This window comes from Martelella mediterranea, from assembly GCF_004342225.1.
GTDB classification, from domain to species: Bacteria; Pseudomonadota; Alphaproteobacteria; order Rhizobiales; family Rhizobiaceae; genus Martelella; species Martelella mediterranea_B.
Genome location: NZ_SMAR01000033.1, coordinates 1 through 14738 on the forward strand (window position 1 = coordinate 1; position 14738 = coordinate 14738).

27 protein-coding genes and 1 tRNA gene are annotated in these 14738 nt (G+C 56.5%); 15 read left to right on the forward strand and 13 right to left on the reverse strand.

The genetic code is table 11. The features are described 5' to 3' along the window. Positions 1–260: 260 nt before the first annotated feature. Positions 261–1553, reverse strand: coding sequence for an O-acetylhomoserine aminocarboxypropyltransferase (locus EDC90_RS16500; RefSeq protein ID WP_132313622.1), 1293 nt, complete (start codon positions 1551–1553; stop codon positions 261–263). Positions 1554–1700: 147 nt separating this feature from the next. Here EDC90_RS16500 and EDC90_RS16505 point away from each other — a divergent pair, with 147 nt between their 5' ends. Continuing rightward, complete coding sequence (locus tag EDC90_RS16505) at positions 1701–2090, forward strand: hypothetical protein (protein WP_132313624.1); 390 nt, start codon at positions 1701–1703, stop codon at positions 2088–2090. A gap of 27 nt (positions 2091–2117) precedes the next feature. Here EDC90_RS16505 and EDC90_RS16510 read toward each other — a convergent pair whose 3' ends face one another. Next, positions 2118–2552 carry a CoA-binding protein gene (locus EDC90_RS16510; protein WP_132313626.1) on the reverse strand — a complete coding sequence of 145 codons (435 nt, stop codon included), beginning with the start codon at positions 2550–2552 and terminating at the stop codon, positions 2118–2120. A gap of 69 nt (positions 2553–2621) precedes the next feature. Here EDC90_RS16510 and EDC90_RS16515 point away from each other — a divergent pair, with 69 nt between their 5' ends. After that, the gene (locus EDC90_RS16515; RefSeq protein WP_132313628.1) at positions 2622–2972 is read left to right on the forward strand and encodes a hypothetical protein; all 351 of its coding nucleotides are present in this window, start codon (positions 2622–2624) and stop codon (positions 2970–2972) included. A gap of 32 nt (positions 2973–3004) precedes the next feature. Here the strand turns inward: EDC90_RS16515 and EDC90_RS16520 are convergent, their stop codons facing one another. After that, entirely contained in the window at positions 3005–3754 is a 750-nt protein-coding gene (locus EDC90_RS16520) for a cytochrome c biogenesis CcdA family protein (RefSeq protein WP_132313630.1), read from the reverse strand. 250 nt (positions 3755–4004) lie between these two features. On the opposite strand from EDC90_RS16520, the gene EDC90_RS16525 reads away from it, so the two are divergent. After that, positions 4005–4080 (forward strand) — tRNA-Lys (locus EDC90_RS16525). Between the two features lie 101 nt (positions 4081–4181). On the opposite strand, the gene EDC90_RS16530 is transcribed toward EDC90_RS16525, so the two are convergent. From EDC90_RS16530 to EDC90_RS16575, 10 genes are all read right to left on the reverse strand, one after another. Further along, positions 4182–4448, reverse strand: coding sequence for a hypothetical protein (locus EDC90_RS16530; protein WP_132313632.1), 267 nt, complete (start codon positions 4446–4448; stop codon positions 4182–4184). Continuing rightward, a complete protein-coding gene (locus EDC90_RS16535) occupies positions 4441–4686 on the reverse strand; it encodes a hypothetical protein (protein ID WP_132313634.1) in 246 nt (81 codons plus the stop codon). Before EDC90_RS16535 ends, EDC90_RS16530 begins: the two co-directional genes overlap by 8 nt. Before the next feature lies 1 nt (position 4687). Then, on the reverse strand, positions 4688–5884 hold the full coding sequence (locus EDC90_RS16540; protein ID WP_132313636.1) for a tyrosine-type recombinase/integrase: 1197 nt from the start codon (positions 5882–5884) through the stop codon (positions 4688–4690). A 234-nt stretch (positions 5885–6118) separates the two neighbouring features. Next, positions 6119–6511: a hypothetical protein gene (locus tag EDC90_RS16545; RefSeq protein WP_132313638.1), complete on the reverse strand. Its 393-nt coding sequence runs from the start codon at positions 6509–6511 to the stop codon at positions 6119–6121. Next, the gene (locus EDC90_RS16550) at positions 6511–6846 is read right to left on the reverse strand and encodes a DUF3307 domain-containing protein (protein ID WP_132313640.1); all 336 of its coding nucleotides are present in this window, start codon (positions 6844–6846) and stop codon (positions 6511–6513) included. The genes EDC90_RS16545 and EDC90_RS16550 overlap by 1 nt, the downstream gene beginning before the upstream one ends. A 226-nt stretch (positions 6847–7072) precedes the next feature. Further along, positions 7073–7321 carry a hypothetical protein gene (locus EDC90_RS16555; protein ID WP_132313642.1) on the reverse strand — a complete coding sequence of 83 codons (249 nt, stop codon included), beginning with the start codon at positions 7319–7321 and terminating at the stop codon, positions 7073–7075. Further along, positions 7308–7607 (reverse strand): hypothetical protein, encoded by a 300-nt coding sequence (locus EDC90_RS16560; protein WP_132313644.1) that lies wholly within the window; start codon positions 7605–7607, stop codon positions 7308–7310. The genes EDC90_RS16555 and EDC90_RS16560 overlap by 14 nt, the downstream gene beginning before the upstream one ends. Then, on the reverse strand, positions 7604–7960 hold the full coding sequence (locus tag EDC90_RS16565; RefSeq protein WP_132313646.1) for a hypothetical protein: 357 nt from the start codon (positions 7958–7960) through the stop codon (positions 7604–7606). Before EDC90_RS16565 ends, EDC90_RS16560 begins: the two co-directional genes overlap by 4 nt. Further along, a complete protein-coding gene (locus tag EDC90_RS16570) occupies positions 7957–8259 on the reverse strand; it encodes a hypothetical protein (protein ID WP_132313648.1) in 303 nt (100 codons plus the stop codon). The genes EDC90_RS16565 and EDC90_RS16570 overlap by 4 nt, the downstream gene beginning before the upstream one ends. A gap of 236 nt (positions 8260–8495) precedes the next feature. Then, positions 8496–9107 carry a LexA family transcriptional regulator gene (locus EDC90_RS16575; protein WP_207903941.1) on the reverse strand — a complete coding sequence of 204 codons (612 nt, stop codon included), beginning with the start codon at positions 9105–9107 and terminating at the stop codon, positions 8496–8498. 111 nt (positions 9108–9218) lie between these two features. Between EDC90_RS16575 and EDC90_RS16580 the strand changes: the two genes are divergently transcribed. The 12 genes from EDC90_RS16580 to EDC90_RS16635 all read left to right on the forward strand — a co-directional run bounded on the left by EDC90_RS16580 (position 9219) and on the right by EDC90_RS16635 (position 14680). Then, on the forward strand, positions 9219–9431 hold the full coding sequence (locus EDC90_RS16580) for a helix-turn-helix domain-containing protein (protein WP_132313652.1): 213 nt from the start codon (positions 9219–9221) through the stop codon (positions 9429–9431). Positions 9432–9543: 112 nt separating this feature from the next. After that, positions 9544–9735 carry a hypothetical protein gene (locus tag EDC90_RS16585; RefSeq protein WP_132313654.1) on the forward strand — a complete coding sequence of 64 codons (192 nt, stop codon included), beginning with the start codon at positions 9544–9546 and terminating at the stop codon, positions 9733–9735. Further along, positions 9732–10046, forward strand: coding sequence for a hypothetical protein (locus tag EDC90_RS16590; RefSeq protein ID WP_132313656.1), 315 nt, complete (start codon positions 9732–9734; stop codon positions 10044–10046). The genes EDC90_RS16585 and EDC90_RS16590 overlap by 4 nt, the downstream gene beginning before the upstream one ends. A 263-nt stretch (positions 10047–10309) precedes the next feature. After that, complete coding sequence (locus EDC90_RS16595) at positions 10310–10825, forward strand: hypothetical protein (RefSeq protein ID WP_132313658.1); 516 nt, start codon at positions 10310–10312, stop codon at positions 10823–10825. Then, positions 10822–11082 carry a hypothetical protein gene (locus tag EDC90_RS16600; protein WP_132313660.1) on the forward strand — a complete coding sequence of 87 codons (261 nt, stop codon included), beginning with the start codon at positions 10822–10824 and terminating at the stop codon, positions 11080–11082. Before EDC90_RS16595 ends, EDC90_RS16600 begins: the two co-directional genes overlap by 4 nt. Continuing rightward, positions 11082–11390, forward strand: coding sequence for a hypothetical protein (locus EDC90_RS16605; RefSeq protein WP_132313662.1), 309 nt, complete (start codon positions 11082–11084; stop codon positions 11388–11390). The genes EDC90_RS16600 and EDC90_RS16605 overlap by 1 nt, the downstream gene beginning before the upstream one ends. After that, positions 11383–11682 carry a Gp49 family protein gene (locus tag EDC90_RS16610; RefSeq protein WP_132313664.1) on the forward strand — a complete coding sequence of 100 codons (300 nt, stop codon included), beginning with the start codon at positions 11383–11385 and terminating at the stop codon, positions 11680–11682. Before EDC90_RS16605 ends, EDC90_RS16610 begins: the two co-directional genes overlap by 8 nt. Before the next feature lie 83 nt (positions 11683–11765). Beyond that, positions 11766–12029 carry a hypothetical protein gene (locus EDC90_RS16615; RefSeq protein WP_132313667.1) on the forward strand — a complete coding sequence of 88 codons (264 nt, stop codon included), beginning with the start codon at positions 11766–11768 and terminating at the stop codon, positions 12027–12029. After that, positions 12026–12307: a hypothetical protein gene (locus EDC90_RS16620; RefSeq protein WP_132313669.1), complete on the forward strand. Its 282-nt coding sequence runs from the start codon at positions 12026–12028 to the stop codon at positions 12305–12307. The genes EDC90_RS16615 and EDC90_RS16620 overlap by 4 nt, the downstream gene beginning before the upstream one ends. Continuing rightward, positions 12304–12762, forward strand: a complete 459-nt coding sequence (locus EDC90_RS16625; RefSeq protein ID WP_132313671.1) for a hypothetical protein — start codon at positions 12304–12306, stop codon at positions 12760–12762. Before EDC90_RS16620 ends, EDC90_RS16625 begins: the two co-directional genes overlap by 4 nt. Next, positions 12759–13838, forward strand: a complete 1080-nt coding sequence (locus tag EDC90_RS16630) for a DUF7146 domain-containing protein (protein WP_132313673.1) — start codon at positions 12759–12761, stop codon at positions 13836–13838. The genes EDC90_RS16625 and EDC90_RS16630 overlap by 4 nt, the downstream gene beginning before the upstream one ends. Continuing rightward, a complete protein-coding gene (locus tag EDC90_RS16635; protein WP_207903942.1) occupies positions 13832–14680 on the forward strand; it encodes a hypothetical protein in 849 nt (282 codons plus the stop codon). The genes EDC90_RS16630 and EDC90_RS16635 overlap by 7 nt, the downstream gene beginning before the upstream one ends. Positions 14681–14738 lie beyond the last annotated feature (58 nt).

Consider the following 14738-nt stretch of genomic DNA (forward strand, 5'->3'; position numbering starts at 1 on the left):
GGTTCTCGGCAACAAGCCTCGCCTTCATCCAGACCGCGATGATCAAGCTCATGACAAGGCGGCTCGCCCGCTATCCGCTTTCTTGAACAGACTCTGAGATCGTCAGCACCGGAACCCGATCTTTTTCTCCAGGACGCAATTTTGAGAACCGGAGAGGCCCCTCCCGTGACGGTGTCGGCCTGAACACAGTGGAAAGACTTATCCACAGGGTGTGGATAAGTCGGTGTTTTTGTGTTCCAGATTATGCTTTGATGACAAATCTAGCCGTCGATTTTGCCAAGCGCCTGCCCAATATCTGCAATAAGATCATGGACATCCTCAATCCCGACAGAAAGCCGCACGACATCAGGCCCTGCACCCGCAGCAATCTGCTGTTCTGGTGTCAGCTGTGCATGTGTTGTGGAAGCCGGGTGAATAACCAGTGAACGCGTGTCACCGATATTCGCAAGATGTGAGAACAGCTCAAGCCCCTCGACGAAACTCTTGCCAGCCTCATATCCACCCCTCAGGCCAAAGGTAAATACGGCCCCTGCCCCTTTTGGCGAATAGCGCTGCTGCAGCGCGTGGTTTTGGTCATCCGCCAGTCCGGGATAACTCACCCAGCCAACTGTATCCTGATCCTTGAGCCAACTGGCAACGGCGAGCGCATTATCACAATGGCGCTGCATTCTAAGTGGCAGCGTTTCAATGCCAGTTGCCAGCATAAAGGCATTAAACGGAGAGATCGCCGGACCAAGATCACGCAGGCTGAGAACTCTCGCTCCAAGCGCAAAGGCAAGATTACCAAAAGCTTCATGCAGAACCAGATTGTTATATTCAGCCCGTGGCTCGGAAAGCATCGGATAGCGTCCCTGCTTCGACCAGTCGAAGGTACCGCCATCGACAAGAATGCCGCCCATGGAATTTCCGTGGCCGCCGAGAAATTTTGTCAGTGAATGAAGAACGATATCCGCACCATGCTCAATCGGTCGCACCAGATATGGCGTGGCCATCGTATTGTCGACAATCAGCGGCAGATCGTGGCTGTGCGCCACTTCTGCAATTGCCGCGATATCGACAAATGTACCACCCGGATTGGCCAGGCTTTCGATATAGACGGCCTTGGTGCGTTCATCGATCTGCGCAGCAAAATCCTGCGGATCGGCAGGATCCGCCCAGCGCACCTCCCAACCAAAATTCCTAAACGCGTGGCCAAACTGGTTGATGGAACCGCCGTAAAGTTTCCGCGCAGCCACAAAATTATCACCAGGCTGCATCAGCATATGCATCGTCAGAAGCTGAGCCGAGTGCCCGGAAGCCACCGCCAGAGCTGCTGCCCCGCCCTCCAGAGCAGCCACGCGCTCTTCCAGAACTGCAGTCGTCGGATTGGTGATCCGTGTGTAAATATTCCCGAACTCTTTCAGTCCAAAAAGCGCAGCTGCATGGTCCGCATCATTAAAGACGTAAGACGTGGTCTGATAAATCGGTGTCGCGCGCGCATTGGTGGCAGGATCCGGCTGTGCACCAGCGTGGATCGATAGTGTCGCGAATCCCGGTTCTTTGTGATCGCCCATTTTGGTTTCCTCCGGTTTGATAAACTCTCATGCCGCGAACAACCGCCATCAGGCTTTGGTCAAGAGCGGCTTTCCCATTGTTGATCAAGATCAATGCTCGAAACTGTACAAATGTCAAAACGTGTACGAGATATGGAGAGCAAGACAATGGACGGTTTACCGAAGGATGACAATCGCGAGCAAGACCGTTTTGCCAAATGGCGCCAGACCAAACATCTTGAAGGCGAAGAGGTCGGTGTACTGGCTTTGATGACACGGTTGGCAAAATCGGACATCGAAAATGCAGAGCCGCGCGATGCCGCCGAAATGACAGATATGATGAAAGCGCTCAATATCGATCCGGTGGAAGCCGAGTTCGAATATCGACGGCTGTATTATTATATGCAGGCGAATTGTGCGGCCTGTCACGTGAAGAAGCGTTGCCGCGATGATCTCGCCTGCAAGGTGGCAGCGAAGCGCTTCGTGGAATACTGCGAAAACCACGAACTCCTCAATGAGATGCGTGCAGACCCTGACCTTTTGCTTGACCCAAAGTGATCTGCAGCCGGGCAAGATTTTCTGTGATCAGGAAGCGTAAATCAGACGCGGGTACTCAATGGCCGGGCACCGGTCCATAACAACCTCGATGCCTGCCTGCTGTGCCCTTCTTGCTGCATCTTCATGCACAATATCGAGTTGCATCCAGATGACGCCCGGTCGCCGCGTCAGGCCAAGCGCTTCATCAACAACGCCCGGAACAGCATCTGACGCACGGAAGATATCAACCATATCGATTGGTTCTGGTATCTCGTTCAGGCCGGCATACACCGTTTGACCGTGAATTTCTTTACCTGCCTGTCCCAGATTTACCGGAAACACGCGATAACCTTTCGAAAGAAGAAATCCCATCACCCTGTGACTTGGACGCTCAGGCTTGGGGGACGCGCCCACAAGCGCGACCGTGCTGACGCGGCTGAGAATATCGCGGATTCGCCGATCTTCATCGTTTCCGTCCGACATGGAAGTCTCCCGTTTACCGTGTTAAAGATATGTAATGCAAATGGAGGCGGCTGAAAGAGCCGAAAGTGAATGATGAAACTTTTGATCGCGTCTACGGTTATTGCAGCAGCTTCTGCCATCCCGGCCAATGCCATTGAGCGTTATAATATTCAGGACCTGACCTGCAATCAGGTGCATGCGATACTGAACCAGCAAGGTGCGGCCATTTTGCGCTACCCGGCGCCAAATGGCAGCGGTCGAACGCTCTATGATCGGTATGTTCGCGACCCGGTTGTTTGTGTCGGTCAGGGTGACCACGCCATCGAACGCACAGTCCCTGTCAGAGACACTAAAGCCTGTCCGACATTTTCCTGCAAGCCCGGCCCCAAAGAATGCGACGATGATGATTTCGGCATGCTTTTTTGTAACAGCTGGAACTGAGCGGATTGCTGGTGTTCTTTAAACCGGGAACATCAGCCGATTCTCGACAGAGCCGGGAAAGTTGCCTGAAACCAGATAGCAACGTCGGCTATAAATCCGAAAAGAAAGGCCAGTCCTGTCAGGATCAGGAATATGCCCATGACTTTCTCCACCAATCCGATGTGACGACGGAAACGTGCGAGAAAGCGCATGAATGCGCCTGAAAAAAGCGCGGCAATCCAGAACGGAACGGCCAGACCAAGAGAATAAACGGCAAGCAGGACGGCCCCGTCGCCGACCGTAGACTTCGCCGCTGCCACGGCAAGAATCGCCCCCAGTACCGGTCCGATACAGGGCGTCCAGCCAAACGCAAAGGCAAGTCCCATCACATAGGCACCGGTGGCACTGGCAGGGCGGCCACCGCCATGAAATCTGGCTTCACGCGACAGGATTGAAATCCGAAAGACACCGAGGAAGTGAAGCCCCATCAGAATGATGATGACGCCGCCAACTTTCGCGAGAATGTCCATATATTGACGGAGCAGTTGTCCTATTGACGATGCCCCTGCTCCAAGTGCGATAAAAACCGTTGCAAAGCCTAATGTGAAGAAAAGCGCAGGCAAAAGGACAGTCAGAGGGCCTGGCACTGCTTTTCCCGCGGTTCGATCACCACGGAACTGGTCAACTGAGATTCCGGCCATGTAGCAGAGGTAAGGCGGCACGAGAGGCAATACACAAGGAGAAAGAAAGGAAAGCGCGCCTGCAATTAATGCGCTCCAAAGTGAAATATCGCCGATCGACAATGCCAGCTCCCGTTGATTCGCTCAGATAATTGAAATGACAATCAAAATACATCCACACAGCGACTTAAACCATGGCGCCGATCACGGACAGTTTTCATAGCGCAAAGCCTGCATCAAGACCAATCACCTTTCTGCGCGTTGAAAAGTTTCAAAATGTCATTGAAAGCGGAATTTTTCCGGTTGACCTTCTGAAAGTCCCTGCCTATGTTCCGCCCACTTTCAAGCGAATGCGTTTCAGCGCTTCGACTGGGAGCGCGTAGCTCAGTTGGTAGAGCAACTGACTTTTAATCAGTAGGTCCAGGGTTCGAACCCCTGCGCGCTCACCAAAATATCCCAAAAAATGCAGGACATTATCTGAATTTGTGACATTTCATGTGACTGAATTTGTGACTTATTTTGGATGAAAATGTCACACGAAGTCACACGGTCACAAATCAAGGCTTTTTAAGACCTTCCGTGATTCTTCCTGTGTGATCGCGAACCGGCGCGCCACGTGCTTGGGCTGAATTTCGATTTCCGGGAAAATTGCCTGTATCTCACGGACGAAATCGGCCACGTTTCGGACGAGGTTTGCCGCTGAGAGGCGTTCGGCCCAATCCGCGCATCGGAAGTTATCCAGATACTCATTGCCGCCACAGGTGACGCAATGTGGAAACAGGAAGCCGGTGCGGATATCGCATGGCCGGTCAGTCATCGGGAAACGTCCATTTGGCGACCGGAAACGGTGTTGCCAATAAGCGTTCGATCCAAGCTTTTCCGCGATCTGTCACGATCCAGTCGTCTGCCAGCTTCTCAATCATACCCGCGTCTAAAAGAAACGCGCGCTCTTCCTTGGCTGCAACGGACACCCAAACCTTTATCCCCACAACTTCCGCAGGATCGTGCGAGACGTGGCAGGCAAGCATTATGCTGACTGTCAAAGGCACCACCATGTCATTCTCCCTTGTACCAGTTTTCCATTTTCTCGATTGCGCTGTTCGCCATTTCCGGATGGCGCGCGAAATAGTGTTCCAGGATCTGGGTTGCCGTGTTGAGACTGTGGCCGGTGATAGCGCAGATCTCGCCCACCGAGCAGCCGGCACGAAACAACCAGGTCACCGCCGTGTCGCGCAAATCCTGATCGCGCAGCGTGGCGCAGGATTTCATCGGCTTGAGGATCTCACGGCCGTTGATATCTTTCATGCCCTGCGCCGCGATCTTGCGCACCTGGTCATAAAGGTGGCGGTAGTGATCGCCCTTGAAGGGTCGCCAGTTCCGCTCGTCGAGGATGACATGGGCAGAGACCACCTCCGCCAGCTTGCGGCGCTTCCCGGCTTCCTGCAGGCGTGCACGCAGCTCCGCACTTTCCGGAATATCCACAATCACTTTCGTCTTTGACTGGCGCAGGCTAACGCGGCCATTGTCGCGTGCGGCAAACTGATATTCCAGCCGGTCGCCCTGGCGCTGGCCCGACCAGACGGCCAGCGTGATCATATCGCCAATCTCCGGACGGCCCAGAGCATCGGCGGCGGCCACAAGCTGGCGGATCTCATCACGCTCACCGGCGCGCACACGCGGCTCTTCCTTTTTCAGCTGCAGCTTATGTGCAGGATTGACAATCAGGCCCGGCAGTCGCCCGCGCGACATGCCCCAGCTATAGGCAATGCCGAGGATGCGCATCGCGGCATTGGCCGTGTGCAGGCCGGTCTTGCCGCGCAGCTCGTCATAAACGCCGTAACAGATTGGCTGGCTCAGGGCTTCGGCTTCCGATGCCCAGACATCCGGCAGGTGATTTTCGATGGACCGGATTTTCTGCAGATAGTCCTGCTGGGTTTTGATCGCCTTGTCGCGAAAGGCCTGCGAGGTGGCATAGTCTTTCAGCAGTTGTTCCACGGTGTAAAAGCGCACCGGAACCGGTTGCTTTGGTTGTGCACGCTTGCGGCTTTTCTCGGCGGCCTTGCGTGCCGCCGCAATTTCTCGCTCGAATGTGCGCGACCAGTCCAGTGCCTCACCGGCGGTCATCCACGCGCCCTCACCGTTGCGGAGATCGAACGCCTTGTAACCGCGCTGGCGCAATGTGGGCGATGGCGTGAAGCGCGGCCTGCCGCCACGCCACGAAACGAATTTGATTTTGGGATCTGATTTACGCATGACTGGGGATCCTTTGGAAATAGTTTAGACAGCACGCCGCGACTTCGGCATGAAGCGGCGGTTCATTCGAACGCGCTATGATTGCTTCGCGTCCGCTTTGAGAGTGACGGATGATCCAATGGCCGCGGTAAAGCACGTTGTCTGCAATACCTACGCGCGGGAAATGCTCCGGGTTGCTATCGTCAACGGCCTTTGCGAAGGCGCACGCGCAAGGAAAGGTTTCATGAGCCGGCATCACAGCTCATCCCAATAGATCACGACACCTTCAAAGGGCAGTCCGTGGTTTTCGGCAAACCAGTCCGCCATCTCCATAAAGCTCTTGAAGCCGTCAGCTTCTGCAAACTCGTTGTCGGTGATTTCCACCTGATCACGATCATAGATCGCCGACGGCAGATAGTGGCCATTGACCTGCATTGAGGTGCCCTCGATCCTGACACTTGCAATCCCGGTAACTGTAGCGGTTCTCAGCAACCGGCATTTCTTTGTTCGCATACCGGTGTAAAGTTTAAGCGTGTCACCAACCTTGCAGTGTGCCCGTCCGTCCTTGCGCGGCGCGCGCACTGTTTGCAGCTTGATGCCGAATTCAACATCATCCGCGAACCGCTCCTGAACATTCAGCGCCGGCATCACAGATCCTCCGCCACGAGGAGGACAAAGAGCACGGTCCAGGCAAGTTTGCAGAAAAGGTGCAGAAACTGGTCTTGGTTAAAACTAAGCCTTCCGGCGCTCTTCTCGTAGTCGATCACCCAATGAGCAGCGAACTCGGCCAGCCCAAGCCAAACCGAATTCGTGATCACACCGACGAAACCGGCATGTATCGCCGAATGCGCACCGAGAGCTTGATACCAAGGCACGCCGGGCAAAGGCGCAGACTGGTTTTTCGCGCGGGCGAGAAAGTCACCCTGCAACGGATAGTCTGCCAATGCATGCGCCGCGATCAGTAAAGCCAATACTTCAATCATCCGTCTCTCCATGAAGAAAAACACCGGCGGCCAACCTCAAGAAGCCGCCGGTGAAGTGGCGCGGGTTGGTTCCCGCGTGGTCTTTTTGGTTGGTTCCCGGAACCGCAGAGAGGGGGAGCGGTTCCGGGCGGCGCACTCACCGGGCATCAGGGGAAATCCCCGGCGAAGCGAGGGGCGCGGCGGATACGCAAAACAAGGCCGCGCCAATCTTCTGAACCCGGAAGGCCTATGACGCCTTCCGGCGCGGATAAAGCGCCCGGACAGAACAGCCGGTGGCGGTTTCAATCTCGGCGGCCTTGGCGTCAGCCAGAAAATCCGACATCGCAGAAAGCGCGTTGGCGCTGTAGGCTTCGAGATCCGCCAGACCGTTCCAGTCCGGGTGGTTGCGCGCGATGTGCGCATGAAGGTCCGCCATCGCTTCGCGCGCAAATTCGTGTGCGGCCAGTGCCCGGCCAAAGAGTTCACGATCTGCCATTTGACTTCTCCAGCTTTTCCAGCACCACCTGCCCTGCCAGTGTCGGTTCCAGGTGATAGCCTTTGCCAAAGCCGCGATTTTTCGCACGGCGGATCAGCGCATGGCGGGTAAGCGCGGAAATCGTCTCCGGCTTGAAATAACGCGGGCCGAGATACCAGCCGCCATTGCGGCAGACACGATGATGGCGAAAACGGGAAAGATGTTTCAGCGCCTCACGCTGCGGCACTGTCAGCTCCGTTTCCGGCCGGGCAACAGCCGGTCGATCGAAGAAGGTGGACATGCTCATGCGTGACCTCCATGCTGTTTCGAAACCGGAACAGGGATGGTTATGTCCGGTTGATCCTCAAGCTTGGCTATAAATAGATTGCCGATGATCTCGCGCGCGACGTCGGGATCTCGCCCCATGAGCGATATCTCGCGTCCGATCGTGGCGAATATCTCGCCAAGCGCTTCAATAATGTGATGAACTTCGGTGCCCCTGTTCATCTCCCCTAGAATAAGCCGTCGCAGCTCGATCGAAGCTTCCGGATTGCGAAAACGTATGTGGGTTCCCACCGTCGACCTTTCCCCGGGCTGATGCTCCGCCATCTTTGCGCGCATTGCCTGCAGAGTTTCCTCAACATCATAATGAACGCTCATGCCGCCCTCGCATTCTCGTTTGCCGGTCTGGCGTATTTCTGCATCAGGCTCGCCCTGTCCTGGGCGATGACGGCAGCCCGCACGGTTTCGGCCGTGCGCTCTGTTTCGGCAGCGGCAAAGCCGTTCAGCCATTTTTCAACGGCCCCTTCCTGCCAGCGCAAAGGCCGCGCGACGGGCAGCGGCGGCGGAAAGCCATAATCCCGCTGGAAGACCGCACGCTTGCGCAGAAAATGCTGACGCGAAAGCCCCAGCAAACCGGCCACCTGCCCGGCCTCAATGGTTTTGTGTGTGATGGTCATGCCTGCATCGCCTCCATTGCTTTATTGCAATGCTGCAAATTAATAAGCGATAGTGCTTATTATGGCAAGCATGATTTTGCACAAATGCTTACCTTACTCAATCGCGGACATAGCGATGCTGCACAAATGAAGGCAAACGAGGTCAGCGCGCTGTTCGGTAAAGTGCGTACAGCCCTTGCCAGCACATTTACTAAACCTAAGTGAGCTGACGGGTATTGCCGGGATCTTTGGAGAAGTCAGGAGGGGGTGCGGATGATGCCGATGGCTGTTCCGGCAATTGAGACGCGATCGTCGTCAACCTGCTCGGGCCGTTGCGGACCAAGCCGCATAGAGTGCGATGTGATGAACGGCGCCTGATAGAGCCGCATGACTGTTTCCGCCGTGCCGCGCACTGGATCTATGATCTGTGCAATGACGATATCGCCTGTTTTCGGGCGCCGCCCCAGATCTATGAGCACGATATCGCCTGGCATAATCCCCATACCATCAAGGGCGCCGCCCTTCATTACCCAAGCCTCGACGCTATTGCGCCCGTCCTTTGCAGCTTTTACAGCCGCATCAATCCAGCCTGGATGAGGCTCGTTGTCGTTGGCATAAGGAAGCGCATCTGGTTCAGCCATGCCGCTTGTGCTGCGACCGGGCAACTGGCCGGGCCGGAAGCCCGAATATTTGGCAACATTCTCCAACGTCGATTGGGTAATGCCTACCGTGCCTGTTGTGTCATTGAAGTAGCGCGTCAGCGTGGATGCAGCCATGCCGGAATTCAGGGCAAGCTTCGACAGCGACAGGTTCATATGATCTGCCACAGCCTTTAGCCAAGCCTTTGTGTCGCGCTGATTATCCATCATGCGCGCAAATATATTCTGTTGAAGGGCTAACGCAGTCACAAAAAAACACCTTGCAGAATAAGCAATATTGCTTATGCATATATGCAGAACAGTTCGCAAGGGTGATTTGCAATGTTTTCAGAAATAGAAGCACGCCGCCACGCCGCCGGTATCTCGCAGGTGGAACTGTGTGAGCGTGCCGGAGTGCATCCAACCACCTACACCGCGCGCAAAGCAAACCGGCGGACGGTTTCCGAGCGCACACTGCAAAAACTGAAAACCGCTCTCGACGAGTTGGTCACCGAACGGCTTGCAGTGATGAAGCAAGAAAGGACCGGATCATGATGCCTAGTTATATCGGCTTCCTGAGCGCCCTCGCCTGCATGCTGTTTTTCGGCGGCGCAGCCCTTTGGGCGGCGCTGATCTATGCCCGTGAAATCAAAAAAGGTGAAAGACGATGAGCAGTCAGTCACAACCAAAGCCCTGCACGATGGAAGCCTTTGTTGCAGCGCTGATGCAAAACAGCAGTGACCATCAGGTGCTCGCCACATCGCTGCGCGCCTGGCTGGCCGGAAACTGGGAAAAGGCGTTGCGGCCGCTGGATGCCGATGCGCGCTACAAGCTTACCAGAGAAGGCGGTGCGGAATGACCACCTTTTTTCAAACCATGCGTCTATTATGGATCGATGCGGCGGTACAATCTGAGCAGGCATTGCTGCGCCGTGCGGATATTTGCCAAACGTTTGACATTTCGATTTCGCAAGCAGCGCTCGACCTCAGACAATTTCAGACAGCATTTCCTGGTCGCCTGGAATATGATCGAAGCGCAAAAGGCTATCGCGCCGCCGCTCAATCCATGCCTTCTTTTCCGGAATGTGAACCAGCAACTATCCGCACATCAACTGCGAGCATTGCCATCGCCAAGAAGCGCCTCGACCGCGCTAAAGGCGGTGCGGCATGACTACCTTTGTTGGAACAGACCTGCAGCTGATTAATGCCTTACGCGAAGCAGCCAAGCGGCGGCGCAGCCCTTTGGGCGGCGCTGATCTATGCCCGTGAAATCAAAAGAGGTGAGAAACGATGAGCATCAGAGGAAGGAAAGTCACAGTACCTTCTAAGACTGACCCCTATGGATTTTGTCCGGTGTGCGGCAAGCCGAAACCGACCGAAAAATTCGTCGCGGATGGCACCGACTTTGTTTGCCGAGAGTGCGCGAGAAACATATTGGGCAGCCAGCGCAAACCCGATCCGGTCAACGCCCCGGCAGCTATCTACGCAACGGTCAACGGCGCATCGACCGATGTGATGACCGGCGAGCGGCAGCTTATTGGCGGCTGGAACGAGCACGAAGACGACTTCCGGCGGAAAACCCGTTACGTCCGGGCAGATCTTGCGGGCGATGTGCAGGCGCTTCACGAGAAAGCAGGAGACGAAACGCTTCGTGCGCTGATGGATGTGATCAATGAGCGGTATCGGCAGATCGCCGTTGAAGGCTGGACGCCGGAGCATGATGACCAGCACTGTGACGGGCAACTTGCGCTCGCGGCATCAACATATGCGTTGAATACGGTCAATGACTTTGACGATCCCTACCCTCGGCTGCTCGGCGCTGAACTTTGGCCCTTTGATGACAAGTGGTGGAAGCCGACGACCCCGCGACGGGATCTGACGAAAGCTGCCGCCCTAATCCTCGCAGAAATCGAGCGCCTTGACCGCGCCGAGCAAGGCGGTGCGGCATGAGCTTCGCCGGTGCTGTCATCACGGTTCGCGATCACGTTCCCGAAGCTGTGCGGCGGCAGGGTCCGGATGCGATCCGCGCGCATTATCGCAAATGCATTGATGCCATGAACCGCACCTCTGCCGCGCTTTCCTGCGGCGGTGTGGTGCTGACGGCACATGGCTATGACCGGCAGGCGGGCGACTTAAAAATCACCGGCATGATCGTCGATGGCCGCCGCGCCGTCGTCGATGACCTCTATTCGATCGGAAGGGCGTGATGACAATACCAACGAACGCAGGTGAATTGCGCCGGCTGATCGGCGCGGTCGAGGCGCAAAAGGCCGGCATCCCATCCATAGAGATCGACAATTACGAGCTCAGCAGCCAGGCGCACCGGCTGGCCGGCATGGCCGCGCTTGCGCATCTGGTTTCAGCCGAGGGCGCGAAGGTGAATGACGGGACCGAGCGCACAATCTTTTCGCTTGCCGGCATCAAGGCCAGTTCGACGAGCGGAACCCCTGCCGTGCTTTCAAACTGGATCGCAGCGGCAAAACTCAAGCTGAAAATGGAGAACAGGAATGTCTGATCAGGAAATTGAAAAAGAAATTCAGGCAAAGGGCAAGACTGCCCCACGCCTGACACCTGCCGACATCGATGCGGTTATAGCGGCTGAAGAATACCATGTTTTCGGGGGGCGGATGACGATTTGTGTTCTGACCCTGAAGAACGGTTTTCTTGTTTCTGGCGAAAGCTCATCGGTTAGCGCAGAGAACTTCGATGTCGAGATCGGCCGCAAGATCGCGCGGGAGAATGCGCGCGAGAAGATATGGCTGCTGGAAGGCTATCTTTTGCGCGATCGGCTTGCTGCTGCCGAATAACCCGGCGGCCGCAGGGCCACTTCTTCCCTCACGTTTTCGGGCCTTTTTTGTAGTGCGTAGGGCCGCCTTTTTCAGGTGGCGATATGAGCAAACGATCCACATACCGGCCAGAGCAGGCCGAAGCGCTCGCCAAAATAGAAAGGCGGCGGCAAATCATGGATGTGCAGCATTCAGAGCTGGCCGATACAGCTGCGATATCACGCGAGACATGGCGGCGGATCCGGCGTGAGAAACGCGCTTTTCCAGCGCAGATTACCGCCCTGCGTTTTGCCCTGCGCACAATCGAGGCCCGGCGACGCTCTGCCGAGGACGTGTTTCCGGATCCTGATAACGGAGAGCAGCCATGATCGACCGGCTGATGCTGCGCGCTGGCGGATCGGCGCTGCGCTCTATCCGTTTTGCTGTTGCCCAGATGCCGGAGCTGCAGGCGCGCCGGCAGGCCGTCGAAATCTATCTGCTGGTGACCGCCTGCAATGTGCGGCAGGCCACCGCTGCCGCGCTTTGTGGCTGCACAAAGCAAAACATATCCAAACATCTGCGCCGCGTTGAAAAGGCCCGTGAAGATCCAGCCTTTGACGCCGCGCTGACGAAGATCGAAACCGTGATGACGGGTGAGCAACAATGACCGCCGAAGACAAGATCCGCGAGCAGATCGCCGCGCACTTTGACGCCACGCTGAAAGCGGCTTGGAAGAACGCAATCAACACCACCAATGCTGAGAGCGATAAGCCAGAAGACAGTCTTTCGATCGAGACGATGATCGAGAGTTTGAGGTTTGCCGAATACCCAATGCCGCAGATCGAGTTCCGCGTATCTCCACGGACAGACCTTGCTCCTTTTCTGCAATTTTTCGGCCGATCAAACTGCTTTACACGAACGGCAGGTTCTGCGCTGCCGCCCTCATACAAAGGAGTTACGATCAAGAAAGACCATTACATTCCGGTCGATGTCATTACGCTTTTTTCGGACGGCATGCTGGTTAAGTGCGTGCCGTTGACCGGCGCGGCCGAGCCAGTGGCAGCGCTATTTTTTGCCTACATGCAGGAGATCGACCGGGCGCAGAAAAGCGAGGGACAATGAGCCGCTTTTCCGTCGCCAAAGCCCGCGCGATCGACGATCTGGAAAGCCTGATCGAAGAGCTGCTGCATGCCAGCCGGAAGCATAAACGCACCGGCCTATGGAATGTTGCCAACCCATACCGCGCCCATGCCAAACCCGACCAGATGTGCGTGTGGCTGACCGGCAACCGGCGCGGTGCGTGGAAAGACTATGTATCCGGCGATAAAGGCGATGCAATCGACCTGGTTGCCTATGCACTTTCGGGCCTCGTTTCTGATGAAAGCCGAATGGATGCCGTTGCATGGCTGGAAGAACGCTATGGCCTGAAGGACATGGACCCGGTTGCGAAGCGCCGCATGGAGGCAGAGGCCAAAAGTCGGCGCATGGCGGCAGAGGCGCGCGAAAGCGAACGGCGCGAGAGCAACATCACACGCTCGCGCAAATTCTTCTACGGGTGCAATGAGACCGTGACTGACACGCCGGTGGAAGCGTATCTGGCCAGCCGTGGCATTGCGCTTTCCGCCATTCCCGCCCTTGGGCACGCAATCCGCTATCGCGCCGAATGCCAGTACTGGATGGATGATGACCGGCCATTTCTGCCAGCGATGATCCACGCCATGGTGACGGCAGAAGGCCGCGTTGCCGCCAATCATTACACATTTCTGCAGCCAGATGGCAGCGGCAAGGCCGATGTGGACAAGGCCAAGCTGATGTTTCCGGAGACCACAGGTCTCGTAATCCGGCTTACCAATGGCGCGGCCGGCATCGGCGCGGAAAAGGCCGCCGCCGCCGGCATATCCGGCCTTGTTGGCGTCGTCGAAGGCACAGAAGACGGCTATTCCGCCGCCATTGCAGCGCCGGACTTACGCATGTGGGCAACCGGATCGCTTTCCGGCCTCTTATCCCTGCCCGACCACGCCAGCGCCAGCGGCTACATCATCTTCCAGGACAATGACTGGGGCAAGCGCCAGGCACAGGGCCTGTTTCGCCGCGCGGTGGCGCGGATCAAGGGCTTCGGCAAGCCGGTCGAGGTGATCTCGATGCCGGCGAGCTGGGGAAAAGACGTCAACGACGCGTTCAAAAGGAGATCATGGTGAAACTCGATTTAGCAAAACTCGACCTCGTCGAGGCGGCGGCGGCCGTGGCCCATGCGGCAGCCAGCCAGCTTTATGGCATGTTCAATGAGACAGACGGCTATGACTGGCCGGGAACCGGACTGGAAGGCGATCCTCTGGCCGGTGTGATCTATGAGATGGGGGCCTATTGCCAGCGCAAAAGCGCGTTTGGTGATCAGCTCTGGCTTAAATTCAGACATGAAGGCGTGCTGCAGGACGGCATTCCGGAAAGCAAATTGTTTGCTGACGTTGAAACATCGCGTCAGTGGTCCTTTCAGATCTTCGCGCGGATCTTCCGATCAAATTATGACGACATGCTGCATTTGCGCAATGCGATGGCGGCGCAAGCGGAAGCCGCTGCGCGAAAGCCTGCACCAAAGCCGGACATCGAGGACACGATTTTCGAGCCGATCGGCAGCATGAACGAGATGGAGCCGCACCAGCGCCAGTTTCTCGCAGCGCTGGCCCGGCCGCGCCGCGAAGTATCGCCGGAGCCAGAACCTGTCATCGAGGTGCAGCCCGAACCGCTCGCCATCAACCTCAACACGATCAACCTTGGAGCGCCCAGTGAAGAAAAGCCAGAAAATCAACAGCCGCCGGCAGGCAATGAAACGGAACAGGAAGCGGGCGGAACACCGCAGGCTGACGCGCTGGTTCAGCGCGATGGTGATACGCCCGCTGCAGGCGACGGGAACGGACAGCAGGGCGAACCGGATGGCACGGCTGGAGACGCTGATCAGGCCAAGGAACCGGTAAAACCAGCCGTGGAAGACGCTGAAAAGGCAAAAAACAGCCAGACCGGCACAAAGCGCAAGCGAAACTGAGCGGTCATTTGTCAACCAAAAGCCGGTTTCCAACCGGCTTTTGCGGCCCTTGAAAAGT

Excerpts from the sequence above, each read along its gene's own strand:
- EDC90_RS16565 (WP_132313646.1), bottom strand. The coding sequence starts at position 7,960 with ATGAGCGTTCATTATGATGTTGAGGAAACTCTGCAGGCAATGCGCGCA.
- EDC90_RS16600 (WP_132313660.1), top strand. The coding sequence starts at position 10,822 with ATGAGCTTCGCCGGTGCTGTCATCACGGTTCGCGATCACGTTCCCGAA.
- EDC90_RS16620 (WP_132313669.1), top strand. The coding sequence starts at position 12,026 with ATGATCGACCGGCTGATGCTGCGCGCTGGCGGATCGGCGCTGCGCTCT.
- EDC90_RS16500 (WP_132313622.1), bottom strand. The coding sequence starts at position 1,553 with ATGGGCGATCACAAAGAACCGGGATTCGCGACACTATCGATCCACGCT.
- EDC90_RS16515 (WP_132313628.1), top strand. The coding sequence starts at position 2,622 with ATGATGAAACTTTTGATCGCGTCTACGGTTATTGCAGCAGCTTCTGCC.
- EDC90_RS16510 (WP_132313626.1), bottom strand. The coding sequence starts at position 2,552 with ATGTCGGACGGAAACGATGAAGATCGGCGAATCCGCGATATTCTCAGC.
- EDC90_RS16570 (WP_132313648.1), bottom strand. The coding sequence starts at position 8,259 with ATGACCATCACACACAAAACCATTGAGGCCGGGCAGGTGGCCGGTTTG.
- EDC90_RS16580 (WP_132313652.1), top strand. The coding sequence starts at position 9,219 with ATGTTTTCAGAAATAGAAGCACGCCGCCACGCCGCCGGTATCTCGCAG.
- EDC90_RS16545 (WP_132313638.1), bottom strand. The coding sequence starts at position 6,511 with ATGCCGGCGCTGAATGTTCAGGAGCGGTTCGCGGATGATGTTGAATTC.
- EDC90_RS16555 (WP_132313642.1), bottom strand. The coding sequence starts at position 7,321 with ATGGCAGATCGTGAACTCTTTGGCCGGGCACTGGCCGCACACGAATTT.
- EDC90_RS16630 (WP_132313673.1), top strand. The coding sequence starts at position 12,759 with ATGAGCCGCTTTTCCGTCGCCAAAGCCCGCGCGATCGACGATCTGGAA.
- EDC90_RS16535 (WP_132313634.1), bottom strand. The coding sequence starts at position 4,686 with ATGGTGGTGCCTTTGACAGTCAGCATAATGCTTGCCTGCCACGTCTCG.
- EDC90_RS16575 (WP_207903941.1), bottom strand. The coding sequence starts at position 9,107 with ATGATGGATAATCAGCGCGACACAAAGGCTTGGCTAAAGGCTGTGGCA.
- EDC90_RS16610 (WP_132313664.1), top strand. The coding sequence starts at position 11,383 with ATGTCTGATCAGGAAATTGAAAAAGAAATTCAGGCAAAGGGCAAGACT.
- EDC90_RS16530 (WP_132313632.1), bottom strand. The coding sequence starts at position 4,448 with ATGACTGACCGGCCATGCGATATCCGCACCGGCTTCCTGTTTCCACAT.
- EDC90_RS16615 (WP_132313667.1), top strand. The coding sequence starts at position 11,766 with ATGAGCAAACGATCCACATACCGGCCAGAGCAGGCCGAAGCGCTCGCC.
- EDC90_RS16560 (WP_132313644.1), bottom strand. The coding sequence starts at position 7,607 with ATGAGCATGTCCACCTTCTTCGATCGACCGGCTGTTGCCCGGCCGGAA.
- EDC90_RS16605 (WP_132313662.1), top strand. The coding sequence starts at position 11,082 with ATGACAATACCAACGAACGCAGGTGAATTGCGCCGGCTGATCGGCGCG.
- EDC90_RS16590 (WP_132313656.1), top strand. The coding sequence starts at position 9,732 with ATGACCACCTTTTTTCAAACCATGCGTCTATTATGGATCGATGCGGCG.
- EDC90_RS16505 (WP_132313624.1), top strand. The coding sequence starts at position 1,701 with ATGGACGGTTTACCGAAGGATGACAATCGCGAGCAAGACCGTTTTGCC.
- EDC90_RS16550 (WP_132313640.1), bottom strand. The coding sequence starts at position 6,846 with ATGATTGAAGTATTGGCTTTACTGATCGCGGCGCATGCATTGGCAGAC.
- EDC90_RS16585 (WP_132313654.1), top strand. The coding sequence starts at position 9,544 with ATGAGCAGTCAGTCACAACCAAAGCCCTGCACGATGGAAGCCTTTGTT.
- EDC90_RS16635 (WP_207903942.1), top strand. The coding sequence starts at position 13,832 with ATGGTGAAACTCGATTTAGCAAAACTCGACCTCGTCGAGGCGGCGGCG.
- EDC90_RS16625 (WP_132313671.1), top strand. The coding sequence starts at position 12,304 with ATGACCGCCGAAGACAAGATCCGCGAGCAGATCGCCGCGCACTTTGAC.
- EDC90_RS16540 (WP_132313636.1), bottom strand. The coding sequence starts at position 5,884 with ATGCGTAAATCAGATCCCAAAATCAAATTCGTTTCGTGGCGTGGCGGC.